13 protein-coding genes are annotated in these 13505 nt (G+C 53.0%); 3 read left to right on the top strand and 10 right to left on the bottom strand.

Translation table 11 applies throughout. The annotated features are described in order from the left end of the window. Window positions 1–12: 12 nt before the first annotated feature. The gene (locus NYE24_RS23560; RefSeq protein WP_036700074.1) at window positions 13–1329 is read left to right on the top strand and encodes a glutamate-1-semialdehyde 2,1-aminomutase; all 1317 of its coding nucleotides are present in this window, start codon (window positions 13–15) and stop codon (window positions 1327–1329) included. Window positions 1330–1573: 244 nt separating this feature from the next. Beyond that, the gene (locus tag NYE24_RS23555) at window positions 1574–1930 is read left to right on the top strand and encodes a hypothetical protein (protein WP_036700072.1); all 357 of its coding nucleotides are present in this window, start codon (window positions 1574–1576) and stop codon (window positions 1928–1930) included. A gap of 103 nt (window positions 1931–2033) precedes the next feature. Here NYE24_RS23555 and NYE24_RS23550 read toward each other — a convergent pair whose 3' ends face one another. The 10 genes from NYE24_RS23550 to NYE24_RS23505 form a co-directional block, all read right to left on the bottom strand. Next, window positions 2034–2486, bottom strand: a complete 453-nt coding sequence (locus NYE24_RS23550) for a hypothetical protein (protein ID WP_342476794.1) — start codon at window positions 2484–2486, stop codon at window positions 2034–2036. Window positions 2487–2964: 478 nt separating this feature from the next. Next, on the bottom strand, window positions 2965–3210 hold the full coding sequence (locus tag NYE24_RS23545) for a hypothetical protein (protein WP_036700069.1): 246 nt from the start codon (window positions 3208–3210) through the stop codon (window positions 2965–2967). Between the two features lie 9 nt (window positions 3211–3219). Then, a complete protein-coding gene (def, locus tag NYE24_RS23540; RefSeq protein WP_036700114.1) occupies window positions 3220–3783 on the bottom strand; it encodes a peptide deformylase in 564 nt (187 codons plus the stop codon). Window positions 3784–3887: 104 nt separating this feature from the next. Then, window positions 3888–5180, bottom strand: coding sequence for a stalk domain-containing protein (locus NYE24_RS23535; protein WP_036700067.1), 1293 nt, complete (start codon window positions 5178–5180; stop codon window positions 3888–3890). A gap of 265 nt (window positions 5181–5445) precedes the next feature. Then, a complete protein-coding gene (locus NYE24_RS23530) occupies window positions 5446–5736 on the bottom strand; it encodes a hypothetical protein (protein WP_036700064.1) in 291 nt (96 codons plus the stop codon). 16 nt (window positions 5737–5752) lie between these two features. Further along, window positions 5753–6640, bottom strand: coding sequence for an inositol monophosphatase family protein (locus tag NYE24_RS23525; RefSeq protein ID WP_342476793.1), 888 nt, complete (start codon window positions 6638–6640; stop codon window positions 5753–5755). Between the two features lie 258 nt (window positions 6641–6898). Next, the gene (uvsE, locus tag NYE24_RS23520; RefSeq protein ID WP_342476792.1) at window positions 6899–7927 is read right to left on the bottom strand and encodes a UV DNA damage repair endonuclease UvsE; all 1029 of its coding nucleotides are present in this window, start codon (window positions 7925–7927) and stop codon (window positions 6899–6901) included. Then, a complete protein-coding gene (locus NYE24_RS23515; RefSeq protein ID WP_036700056.1) occupies window positions 7924–8241 on the bottom strand; it encodes a hypothetical protein in 318 nt (105 codons plus the stop codon). The genes uvsE and NYE24_RS23515 overlap by 4 nt, the downstream gene beginning before the upstream one ends. A gap of 47 nt (window positions 8242–8288) precedes the next feature. Continuing rightward, window positions 8289–9380: a D-alanine--D-alanine ligase gene (locus NYE24_RS23510; RefSeq protein ID WP_036700054.1), complete on the bottom strand. Its 1092-nt coding sequence runs from the start codon at window positions 9378–9380 to the stop codon at window positions 8289–8291. Between the two features lie 19 nt (window positions 9381–9399). Further along, the gene (locus NYE24_RS23505) at window positions 9400–10428 is read right to left on the bottom strand and encodes an amidase domain-containing protein (RefSeq protein ID WP_036700052.1); all 1029 of its coding nucleotides are present in this window, start codon (window positions 10426–10428) and stop codon (window positions 9400–9402) included. Between the two features lie 308 nt (window positions 10429–10736). Between NYE24_RS23505 and acnA the strand changes: the two genes are divergently transcribed. After that, on the top strand, window positions 10737–13481 hold the full coding sequence (gene acnA / locus NYE24_RS23500; protein WP_076161307.1) for an aconitate hydratase AcnA: 2745 nt from the start codon (window positions 10737–10739) through the stop codon (window positions 13479–13481). Window positions 13482–13505: the final 24 nt, after the last annotated feature.

Genomic DNA, 13505 nt, shown 5'->3' with positions numbered 1-13505 from the left:
GGAACATTATCTATGAACCGCAGCACATCAGAACAGTTATACGAGGAAGCTCTCCAGCATATTGTCGGGGGTGTGAACAGCCCCTCCCGCTCCTTTAAGGCCGTAGGCGGAGGAGCTCCTGTCTTCATGAAACGCGCCGGAGGCTCACGCTTCTGGGATGAGGACGGCAATGAATATATTGATTATCTGGCCGCCTACGGCCCGATCATAACCGGACATGCCCACCCGCATATCACCACTGCCATTACAGAGGCCGCGCAGAACGGCCTGCTCTACGGAACACCAACCCGGCTTGAGATCAAGCTGGCCAAGATGCTGAAGGAAGCCATTCCTTCGATGGACAAAGTACGCTTCGTCAACTCCGGTACAGAAGCCGTCATGACGACCATCCGCGTCGCCCGTGCCTACACCAAGCGCAGCAAAATCATCAAATTCGCCGGCTGTTATCACGGCCACTCTGACCTTGTGCTTGTAGCCGCAGGCTCAGGCCCGTCGACCCTGGGCATTCCAGACAGCGCAGGCGTTCCGGCCAGCATCGCCCAAGAGGTCATCACCGTTCCCTTCAATGATCTGGATGCCCTGCGTGAAGCATTGGAGAAATGGGGCCAGGATGTAGCTGCCGTTATGGTTGAGCCGATTGTCGGCAACTTCGGTATGGTTATGCCGCAGCCGGGCTTCCTGGAAGGCCTGTGCAAGCTGACGCACGAGAACGGCTCCCTGGTTATCTATGATGAAGTCATTACCGCCTTCCGTTTCCACTATGGCTCCACCCAGACCTATACGGGTCTTGCGAATCATGAGGAGATCATTCCCGATCTGACTGCCCTTGGCAAAATCATCGGCGGCGGGCTGCCGATCGGCGCTTACGGCGGCCGCAAGCATGTCATGGAGCAGGTCGCTCCGCTCGGTCCTGCTTATCAGGCCGGCACGATGGCCGGTAACCCCGCCTCCATCTCAGCAGGGATCGCCTGCCTGGAGGTGCTTAGCGCAGAAGGCGTCTATGACGAGATGGAGCGGCTGGCCATCCGCCTGACCGAAGGACTTCAGGCATCCGCGGGCCGTCACGGCATTCCGCTGACCATCAACCGGATACGCGGCGCATTCTCTACGCATTTTTGCAGCCATCCTATTACGAATTATGAGGAGGCGCAGGATACCGATGGTGAAATGTTCGCCAGCTTCTTCCGGCATATGCTGAGCCGGGGCATCAATCTGGCCCCGTCCAAATATGAGGCGTGGTTCCTGACCACAGCCCACACAGACGCCGACATTGACCTCACCCTCGAGGCGGCAGAGGCTTCGTTCGCGGCTATGGCTGCGGAGAAGTAATCGATTTTGACCGTATAGAAATGCCCCCTGCCTTTTAGCGGCATGGGGGGCATTTTTGATTATTGCAAAAATTTAAATTTACTTTGGGTTCTTCCGTGCTCGAATTAAACGCATGGATTGTGGTTTCCACATCGGTTTAATCACGCTCTGATATCACTGGTAATTTTCTCGTTTATATCATTTAATTCAATAAAATGTTAAAATAATCAAGTGATTAATTCCAATATGGGAAGGGTGTCTGCTCTTGAAGAGCAAAAAAGATCGGGTTTCTTTACTTACCATACTTTTGGCACTTTTACTTATCAATCTATTTGGTGATTCTTTAAATTCGTTGATTTGGATGCATTTTACGTTATTCATGAACTGCATCTTGGTTCAAGCTGTTTTTCTTCAATTATCGAAGATATTGAACTCAAAAACAAATCGTGTCCTGCGTTTTGTACTGACCCTTTTAGCGTTATTGACTGGTCTAAGTACATTTGTTGTTATACTCTATTCCCCCATGGGATCATTCAATCGAGTTTTCTTTTTTATTTTACAGCTTGTCATCACCTATGCTGAAGCAATCCAGCTTAAAGATGAATATAAGAAACAAGCATAAAAGAAAAACAAGTTGATTGAAATAGCTTCTTTAGAATAAAAAAAGCCCACTGCAAAAAGGAAAAAAAGCGTCGTGCAGCTAGCTGCACGACTTGTACTTTTAATTAATATCCTACTGCTTCATAAGATGTAGTTGTATAGTAAGTCCAATAGCTCATAGTAGGATTGACAATTAACTTTTCCCAAGTTGTTACGGTAACTTTAATTCTACCGAATGATCCGGAATTATCGACTAAAACATGTAGGATTTCAGCAAGTCTGTTTTCGTCTGTGTAATTAATGATCTGTTCAATAAGTTTTGTTGTAGTCACTACGAGTACAGCTAGACTTAAAAATCCAGCAACTTGAGGTGGAAGTTTTGCCGCAAGAATTTGTTTTATGCGACCGTAACCGTAGGTGGCAATAGCCCATCCAAGTCCCGTTACGCTTTGACCTACACTACTTTCAATCATGGCATTAATTTGGTCTTTCGTAAAATAAACTGTTTCCGTTGAACGAACGTTTGGACTGACTACACCTGCTACATTTGAAGAGGTGATTGCTTGTTGATCTGACATTGTAAATCCTCATTTAGGTTTCAAATGAAGACAATAAGGGAGTCAGAGAAAATAGGCTACTCCCAAGCCTACATACTCTGTTATTGCCTTTCACTATTAAGGGTATATCTCGCAAGTAAAAAACAACCTGATTTATTAAATACTTTATTTCCTTCTGAAAGCAGCTCCGTGGATCTTACCGGCGTCGTCCCCCTCGGAAGGCGATAGCCATCCTTTTTTTGCTTCCGTTATTCTTTGAAACGAAACAGCGGCAGTCTAAGACTTAATCAATAAAGTCTTAGACTGCCGCCGATTATTGTTGTGAAGAAAAGCTAATCGAACAATTTGCTCTGGATGAGTCCGCGAAGAAGTTACTTAAGTAATAACCTGTTGGCCATCTCCATGGTATACTTATTCACAAAAAGTAGATCTGCTTGTCCAAAGTGACCTACTTGAGATGGGGTCGTCTAATCCCCCACCCCTCAGATGGAAATCCTCACTACTCCCCACTCTTCCGCCGCCCATACACAAACAGCGCCGCCACCACAAGCGGGGTCACCAGCCGTACGGCAAGCGGCATGCTCCCGCCCGTAAAGGCGACCACTACATAGCTTATCACGATGGCTGCTTCGGACATCAGATGCTTGTGAAAGGTTCCTTGTCTCATCCTGTAGATGAACACCAGGGCGATGACTACGGCCAAGCCTGTGTAGAGAAGGGTTAACGGTAATCCATCAATATTCATATCCCGCCGCTACTTGCCCTTCTGCTCATACAGGCTGCGGATCTCCACATCCTGCGGAAGCTTGAACGGGTTCTGCGGATTGATCCGGTCATAGAACATCATTCCGTCCAGGTGATCCATCTCATGCTGGATGATGATCGCCTGATAGCCCTTGAATTTCTGGGTAATCACCTCGCCGTTCAGATCAAAGCCCCTGACCTTCACAGACTCATAACGCGGTACGAAGCCGTGCACCGGCCGGTCCACAGACAAGCAGCCCTCGCTCTCCGGCAGATAGACCATCGCCATCGAATGGCTGATAATCTTGGGATTCACCCAGGTATATTCCACATTCTTGCCATTATCGTCCTTCAAATACATGACAAACATCCGCTTCGATAGTCCGATCTGGTTAGCAGATAAGCCTACCCCTGAACGCAGCTTATATTTGGCAGACATTGCCGCATCCTGACTGTTCTTCAGAAACTGCATCATGCTCTGCAGCGCACCGCGGTCCTCCGCCTGCAGCGGCAACTGTACCGGTTCCGTCACCGCACGCAAGACAGGGTCGCCTTCCCGTATGATATCCTCCATCGTGATGATGTAATCAGCATTATACTTTGTACTAGACAACTAGGTTCATCCACCTTTTCCACTACGGGACTGATTTGATGATGCTATGGTTAGATTATGCGCAATTACGGATTAATAAAAGCTGTCCGCAGCTTACTGCTGTAATTCACATCGAAGCCCAGTCCGGTAGCAAGCGCGGCGAGCGGAAGATAGGTTTTATCCTCTTTGCCAACCTTATGCAGAAATGCCGGGGTATCGATCGCCACATCCGCACCGTTAACCTTCATAGTTTTCGAGCCGATAGTAATAACTACCGTTTTTCCGCCGTAAATTACGGTCGCACTGGAGGTTTTGTTATCCCATTTGCCTGTTGCCGAGGCCGCATTCAGAATATCCTTCAGCGCCAGAAAATTCTGCCCATTCTTCAGAATCGGCTTATTGGGCGTATTCAGTTCTTTCCCCTTCACCACGATGGACATTGGCACCGTCTCTGAAGCCATCGCCGTTACTGCTGGCATACGGTATTCCCCCCATTGCAGTTCAGCGAATACAGTGGCAATCCGCTCATAACCAAGCTGCGTAGGATGGAAGTCTGCCGCCCCTGCTCCGATGATATGAGTTAGCGATCCCTCTACACCGGCGAACTTTTCGGCTACATGAGCTACCTTAAGAGGCGCGCCTGCCTGGTTCAGGGTAGCCGCGATATTCTCAGCCGCGATGGTGAACTGTGCAGCCGCATTCATCAGTTTGTCATACGAAGCCCCCAGGGCGATTCGCGGAGCAGGCTGATACTGATCGGCCAGCAGAATGGTTGCCTGCGGATTCACTTCCCGAATATTCTTCAGCAGTGCTGTTACATTATTGCTGTATTCCGTCAGACGCTCCGCAAGCTGGGAAGCGAAATCGGCATCGGTCAGCGTCTTGTAATTCAAGAACAGGCTGCTGACATCATTACCGCCGATGGTAATGGTGATCAGATCCGCCGCAGCGAGCTCCGTTCTAATCTGCGGGGCCAGCGCAGCAAATTGCAAGGTACGCGGATCAGACAGCCCCGGCTGAATGGCCTCCGGCGTAATAGCCGCACTGTCCTTAATAGCTCCGGTATATTGAAGCAGCCCCGCTGTCTTAAGGCCCAAGATGCCATAATTCTGAAGCTCACTTCTCCCGTGATACCAGCCCTGCTCCAACAATCGCTCAGCGTATCCGTACGGCTTCACGCTGGGATCAGTCATCCCCGGCTCATACCCGGCAGTAATGGAATCTCCAAGTGCTACGATACGAAAGACATCCTGCTCCGTTCCTTGCGCCACGGCTGCTGCAGCGGCATCCGCCGGACCTGCATGCACATTGATTAATACGGTGAACAACAGCAGTCCGCTAGCAGAAGCTGATATTAACCTTCTCCATGTCTTCAGCATCGTATTCCTCCTAAATTAGTATAATTCTATTCTAACATCCCGCTCCGCCCCTGTGGAAACAGCTTTGCCGTCTTTTTATAAATATAAGAATTTATAGGTTTCGCACGATAACTTATCCTTCTCTTTCTCGCTGAAACGGTGCCGTCCTTTAAAAAGGACGGCACCGCCGTTTCCACTTGAGCTGGTAGCGCTTCACTGGCTTATCTTTGCGCAAAAGAGCGGTCTCCCGATGATTCGGAAAACCGCTCCTGTGGATAACAGCAGCTTATTGCTCCCCGCTGCTAGATTCTGAAGATTTCTTCGGTCGGCCAGTGCTTGGCGGACCGCTTGCCTGGTCTGAGCGCTTTACATATTTATCATACCGGTCATCCAGCTCATAGGCGATTTTGCGGTAACGAAGCGTCTCTTCAACTATAGGGTCAAGTGTAGTCTGAATGCGGATCTCATACTTGGGCGAAATTTGACGAATCTCCTTGGCTTGCTGATCGGCCTGTTCCATCTCGCCGTCCTCCAGAAGCTCGCTTAGCCTCCGCTCCAGATCTTCCTTCTCATTCATACGTTGTAAGCCCCCCCTACTGCTTCTTGAAGCCTGTGGCATCTGCAGCCTGCAGGGACGTAACCAGATAATCATGAATTCGTCCATTGCTTGCGACCACATGGCGTGTGCCGATATCGTAGGGATCGCCCAGCGTATTCGTGACCTTGCCGCCGGATTCCAGCACTAGCAGCACCCCCGCCGCACAGTCCCAAGGGCTTAGTCCAACCTCCCAATACCCGTCCACTCGTCCGGCAGCAACATAAGCCAGATGCAGTGCCGCCGATCCTCCGGCACGAATACCGCGGACCTGCGGCATAATCTGCTGCAGCCCGGCCATATTCGCCGGCTGGGCCAGCACGCGGTCCGGCGGGAAGCCCATGGCGATCAGGCTGTTGCCCGGCAGTGTCTCCGCTGATACCTTCGTAGGAATCCCGTGCATGTATGCACCCTTCCCCTTCTCGGCCACGAACATCTCGTCCCGGATCGGATCATAGATAACGCCTACCGTAAGCTCTCCCTTAACCACCAGAGCAATCGATACGCAATAGAACGGGAAGCCATGCACGAAATTGGTCGTACCGTCTATCGGATCGACGATCCACAGATACTCATGCTCCCGCGCTTCATCCAAGGCGGCCGTCAGTGCCTCCGCACCGGGCTCAACACCCTCCTCGCCAAGGATGGCATGGTCGGGATAATGGGTCAGGATCAGCCGGCGGATCATCTGCTCCACACCCTTATCGACCTCCGTGACCAGATCCTGGGCCGATGTCTTACTGCCCAGCTCCTTCACCTGGCCTTGTCTGCTCTTGATCCATTCCCCCGCTTTGGCTGCAGCATTGATGGCTGCCGCCGTATGTCCCTTGCTTGTAACTACATAGGGCTCCCGTTCATTTCGGTTATCAGGACTTACAGGACTCATCTCTTCACTCCGCTTTCTTTGAGCATGATTGTTCTCCCGGGGAACGATGTTTCCGCAGGATACCATTTCTCTGCTTTAGAACATGATTGCTCAACTTTCATTCAACGTACCTCATTTCGGCCGGTTTATCAAGTCATGACTGGTGCCGCTAACGGGCCTGGCCGGCAAGTTTTTTGCCAGTTATGGTTCAAATATAAGAATGTATATGTTTCACGCTATACATTATCTTTCTATTTCTCGCTGAAACGGTACCGTCCTTTAAAAGGACGGCAAAGCCGTTTCCACTTGTATATTCACGCTGGCTCCGTTTAGTACCATAATTCCATTCCCGCCCTCTGCCAATCCCTTCATTTCCTCCATCAGACCAAACAAGGCGCCATCCTTGTGCTTCGCCTCAATCATCACATCTACAGCCGGAGTATCCGCAGCAATCCGCTTCAGAAAAGCAACCAGCGGTGCCGGCTCCACCCCATCGGCATGGCTGCGCGGATCAGACGGGCTGCGCGGGCTGGACACATGGATCTTCGGCGGCAGATGACCGCCGGGCGGCACATCCTTCAGCGCCAGAGGGCTTGTCCATGTCTTAAGAATCTCCGGCCACAGCTCCCAGGGGAGCTCGCCTTCATTGTTGACCCATTGGTGATGGATATCCAGCACCATCGGCAGTCCCATTCTGCGGCAGACCGCAAGCGTCTCCACCGCGTTGAACGTCTTGTCGTCGTTCTCCAGTGTTATCCGCTCTCTAAGTGCAAGCGGCAGTGCAGAGCATTGCACGCAGAAGCGTTCCGCAGACAGAGGCTTGTCCCCGTAAGCGCCGCCGATGTGAATATTGCTCTTAGCCGTCGCCGGCAGCCCCATCGCGTCCAGCATGTCCGTATGATGCTGCAGATCACGGATCGAGCTTGCAAGCACCTCCGGCCGCGGCGTACTCAGCACCGTGAAGTGATCCGGGTGGAAACTGACACGCAGCCCGTGCTTCTTCACATAGCTGCCCACCACAGCGAATTCCTCCGCAAGAGCATCGAGAGGATTCCAGTCTGCGAGATCAGGATGGGTTGCCAGCGGAACAAGCTTAGAAGTAAGCCTGTAGACCTCAATATCCGAGCCGACATTATGCTTCAGCAGACGGAGCGTATTATGCAGATTCATCCGGGCAATGGATTCCAGCTTGCGAAGTCCCGCTTCCCGGTCGCCCAGCTTGTTGAAGCTTGCCATAGTCATCGTTTTGGAGGGAGAACAGTCCGGAATCACCGTAGACATGGCGACATAGCCGAAGCGGACAATCATCCCTCTTCCCCGAAGAACATCTCGTAGGCAAGAGCCGTCTGAACGCGCGACTCTTCCTCATTCAGCTTACGGACCAGATCCATTTCCACCGCCGTAACCTCATTGCCCTGAAAATTAATTTCTGCAATCGACGCGGAAATTTTGACAATTGCCACCGCAACATTCTGCGGATTATAGGCGATAACCTTCTGGCCGGTCGGATATACACGGAAGCCCTGCTTCACCATCTTGGTACGTCCGTACTCCAGCAGTTCGTACAGCTCCTGCTCATTCTTGAACTTGCACACCGAATTGAATTCTGATTGAAACCCCATGCTTCTCTCTCCTTCCCGGCCGGAATGCTCCCGCCGATCACCGTGGTTTATTCATTATCGTACTTCAGGCCCTGTCTGAACCGGTAACGCTCCAGCGCCAGCGCGATCATACGGTCCAGCAGCACTTTATAGGACACACCCGTCTCACGCCACAGCAGCGGATACATGCTGAACGGGGTGAAGCCGGGCATGGTATTCACTTCATTAATAAGAATCTTGCCATCAGACCTCCGCAGGAAGAAGTCGGCCCGGGTAATTCCGCTGCCCTCAATAGCCTTGAAGGCCAGTATCGCCGACTCGCGCAGACGGTCCGCTACCTCGGGATCGACAGGTGCAGGGATCAGCATCTGTGATTTGCCGTCAGTGTATTTGGCCGCATAATCATAATATTCACCGGAAGAGACGATTTCACCCGGAACCGAAGCCTCCGGCTCCTCATTGCCGAGTACCGCCACCTCCACTTCCCGCGCATCCACGAACTCCTCAATAATCACCTTCGTGTCATAGCGGAAGGCATAGTCCACAGCCTTGATCAGACTTTCCTTGTCGGTGGCCTTGGAGATCCCTACGCTCGAGCCCAGGTTGGCAGGCTTGACGAATACCGGGTACCCCAGCTTATCCTCCAGATCTACAATCAGCTCGTGCTTGTGCTGTCTCCAGTTCACAGCATTGAAGTAGCAATAGTCACATTGCTCAAGCCCCGCCTCGCCGAACAGCTTCTTCATGACCACCTTATCCATGCCCGCCGATGAAGCCAGCACACCTGCACCGATATACGGGATATTCGCCATCTCGAACAGTCCCTGAATGGTGCCGTCCTCGCCGTTCGTACCGTGCAGCAGCGGGAACATGACGTCTATTACCTGCTCGCCTCCGCTAAGCCCGCTGAACAAGGTATTCAGGGCCGAGCCCATATCTCCGGCCACCCCAGACAGCTTAAGCTGCTCAATCGCGGAGAAGGGAGCCTCCAGCACTGCACCTACCTTCCATACCCCCTGCTTGGAGATATAGAACGGAATAATCTCATATTTATCGTAGTCAAAAGCGTTCATAACCGCATAAGCCGTCTGCAGCGATACCTCATGCTCTCCGGATTTGCCGCCGTACACCAGTCCTACGGTAGTTTTAGCGTTCCCCATGCATTAACCTCTTTCTGAACTATAAATAGTCATTAATATGAAAAAAACGATAAGCCGTCCGGTCCGTCCAGGCGTAGGAATCCTTGTAATCCCAGAAGCGGTGACGGCTGCTAACCGTCCGCGCATTCACCAGCGGCTGCCCGCCCGCATCAAAAGCGGTAACGATCGTGCTGTGCTGATAATGTCCGTTGCCGTCCCAGTCATACTGAATAATGTCGCCCAGCTGAAGCTGCTCCGGCCGCTCGACAATCTCCGCACGCAGCCCGCTGCCGCGGCTCCCGCTCAGATAACGCTGCAGGCTGTCGGAGACCGCCCAGCTGAAGCTCCACCATTCCTGGGCTCCATTATAGCCCTTGTACCACCAGCCCGTTTCTCTTTTACCAGTATAGTTGATAGGTGCTCCCCCTGCAAAGAGACATTGGGAGACATAATTGGTGCAGTCCACCTCAAAAATCTCGAACTCCGGATTCCCTTCCTTCCACCAGAGGTCGGCATAGGCTGCGGCTTCCTCCCGGCGGTAGCGCACCTCCCTTGCACCGCTTGCGCCTTTCAGGACACGGCGGTTCAGCAGCGGCTGGGACGGACGCGGATCGGGCAGAGCCTCCCCCCACTCCGAGAGCCGCAGTGCCGGATCTTTCTCCACTACCTTGCGCACCCCGCTCCGTTCAGGCACACGGTGCTCCACATTCACAATCTCCCAGCCGCCCTTTTCACGTACAAAGGTCAGGCGCTCCGACTCCACCACATCCTCACGGTGGGTCATCCCGCCCTTCTCATAATAGAAGGCGCTGTGCAGCGCCACATCGGCGACCACCTCTGCTGGATTCTGCCGCACGGTCCGCAGCGTCCGCACCCCCGTCTCCCCGCGCAGCGGAGTAATGCCCCGGGAGGTGTACCACTGGGCGATCCGGCGGGAGCGCGTGCGCTGTTCGTCAAGGAACCGGGGGTCCCTGATCGTGGTATGGCGCGGCTCGGCGCCAGGTGCAACCCGCCCCTTGTTCAGCTGGTCCACATAGACATAGAGACTTTTCTTCCACTGCTGCTCCATTCATACTCCGCCCTTTCGTTCACAGATAAGAATGTATATGATGTAAGCTAAGAATATTCCTTCACGGTTTCACCGCCATAATGGCTGCTGTCCTATGTATATGAAGGATTGCTTGCACCTATACGGAAGCTGGAGCGATTTAACTGCAAGGAAGTCAGGGGCTGAGGGTTCTATGCATCCGTGTGAACCCTGAATATACCTTACATCAAGGAGCAAAAAAAACTTTACTCCCCCCATTGTAAACGTTATACTTAAAGTATAGTAATTATGAAATGTAGTTTCACCAGATGAAACGAGGAGGCGCATATATGCCAAGCAAGGACCATTTTTCATTGGCCAAGAACCTGAACTCAGGTGGCAAAACTTATCGCTACTATCATTTGAACGCTCTGGAGGAGCAGGGTGCAGGCGACATTTCCTCCCTGCCATTCTCCATTAAGGTATTACTCGAAGCGGCTGTCCGCCAATATGACGGACGGGCGATTACAGAAGAACATGTTAAACAGCTGGCTAACTGGTCTGGCGGCATTGACCGCAATAAGGAAATTCCGTTCATTCCTGCCCGGATTGTCCTGCAGGACTTCACCGGCGTGCCTGTAGTTGTCGATCTCGCGGCTATGCGCGATACCGTCAAGAAGGCGGGCGGTGACCCGAAGAAGATCAACCCGCTTGTACCGGTTGACCTTGTTATTGACCATTCGGTTATGGTTGATGCGTTCGGAACGGCAGATGCCCTTGAATATAATATGAACGTAGAATTTGAGCGTAATGAGGAGCGCTACCGCTTCCTGCGCTGGGCACAGACCGCCTTCAATAATTTCCGTGCGGTTCCTCCGGCAACCGGAATTGTGCATCAGGTGAACCTGGAGTATCTGGCTTCTGTAGCGGCCACTAAGACCATTGACGGAGAAACTGTTGTCTACCCGGATTCCCTGGTCGGCACGGATTCCCATACTACAATGATTAACGGCCTTGGCGTAGTGGGCTGGGGCGTCGGCGGAATCGAGGCTGAAGCAGGAATGCTGGGACAGCCGCTGTATTTCGTTACCCCGGATGTCGTAGGCTTCAAGCTGACCGGAAGTCTGATGGAAGGCGCTACAGCTACCGATCTGGCTCTTACCGTTACCCAAATGCTGCGCAAAAAAGGCGTAGTCGGCAAGTTTGTCGAATTCTACGGTCCGGGTCTGGCGAACATCAGTCTGGCAGACCGTGCGACAGTAGCCAATATGGCTCCTGAATACGGCGCTACGATCGGCTTCTTCCCTGTAGATGAGGAGACGCTGGCCTATCTGCGCAGCACCGGACGACCGGATGAGCTGGTAGAGCTGGTGGGGGATTATTATAAGGCGCAGGGTATGTTCCGCACCGCAGAGACACCGGACCCGGCATTCAGCGATGTCATTGAGCTGGATCTGGCTTCAGTGGTTCCCAGCCTGGCCGGACCGAAGCGTCCGCAGGACCGGGTAGAGCTTACCCATATGAAGGAGAATTTCGAAGGCATTATCCGTACACCTGTTGACAAGGGCGGCTATGGCCTCAGCGATGAGAAGATTGCCGAATCGGTGGAAGTGCAGCATAAGAACGGAAGCAGCAGCAAGCTCACCACAGGAGCGGTTGTCATTGCAGCCATCACGAGCTGTACGAACACCTCCAACCCGAGCGTAATGCTGGGCGCAGGACTGCTTGCCAAGAAGGCTGTAGAACGCGGTCTCACCAAACCTGGCTATGTCAAAAGCAGCCTCACTCCCGGATCGCTGGTCGTTACGGAATACCTGCAGAAGGCTGATCTGCTGAAGCCGCTGGAAGCGCTCGGCTTCTACCTGGCCGGCTACGGCTGCGCCACTTGTATCGGTAACTCCGGCCCGCTGCCGGATGAAGTCAGCGAAGCCATTACAGAGCATGATATGACGGTTGCCGCAGTCATCTCCGGGAACCGTAACTTCGAGGGCCGCGTGCATGCCCAGGTTAAAGCCAACTATCTGGCTTCACCGCCGCTGGTTGTCGCCTACGCCCTGGCCGGCACAGTGAATATTGACCTGAAGACCGAGCCGCTGGGCTATGACCCGCAGGGTGAGCCTGTCTTCCTGGCCGATATCTGGCCGACTACAGCCGAGATCCGCGAAGCCGTAGCGCTCTCGCTCAGTCCGGAAATGTTCCGCAGCAAATATGAGAATGTATTCACGGCCAATGAACGCTGGAATAACATTCCGGTACCGGAAGGCGAGCTGTATGAATGGGATAACAACTCCACTTACATTCAGAATCCGCCATTCTTCGAGCATCTGGCAGACGGTGCCTCTGACATCCAGGATATCAAGAGCTCGCGCGTGCTTGCGCTGCTTGGCGATTCCGTCACTACCGACCATATCTCACCAGCCGGGAATATCTCCACTTCCGGTCCAGCCGGAGAATATCTGCGCGGTCATGGCGTGGAACGCGCTGACTTCAACTCCTACGGCTCACGCCGCGGGAATCATGAGGTGATGATGCGCGGTACCTTCGCCAACATCCGTATCCGCAACGCAGTGGCTCCTGGGACAGAAGGCGGCGTAACCACCTTCCTGCCAAGCGAAGAGGTCATGTCGATCTATGACGCCTCCATGCTGTACCAGTCGGCCGGACAGAACCTGATCGTTATCGCCGGTAAAGAATACGGCACAGGCAGTTCCCGCGACTGGGCTGCGAAGGGAACACTCCTACTCGGAGTCAAAGCCGTCATCGCTGAGAGCTTCGAGCGGATTCACCGCAGTAACCTCGTCGGCATGGGTGTGCTGCCGCTGCAGTTCCAGGAAGGCCATGGCTGGAGCAGCATGGGGCTGACCGGACGCGAGACCTTCGACATTACCGGTCTTGACAACCATGTCCTTCCCGGACAGGAGCTGACAGTCACTGCTACCCGTGAAGACGGCACCCAGTTCGACTTCCCGGTCATTGCCCGTCTCGACAGCAGCGTAGATATCGATTACTACCGCAATGGCGGTATTCTGCAGACAGTACTCCGCCAGATGCTGGCTGATGCTACAGCTTCGGAAGCGGCTCAACCGGTAGAATAAGTTGACTTCATAAGGATAGTCATT

The sequence above is a fragment of the Paenibacillus sp. FSL H7-0350 genome (assembly GCF_038593195.1).
GTDB lineage: Bacteria > Bacillota > Bacilli > Paenibacillales > Paenibacillaceae > Paenibacillus_AQ.
The sequence above is the reverse complement of the archived record's forward strand: the minus strand, read 5'-3'. Positions and strand labels throughout refer to the sequence as shown.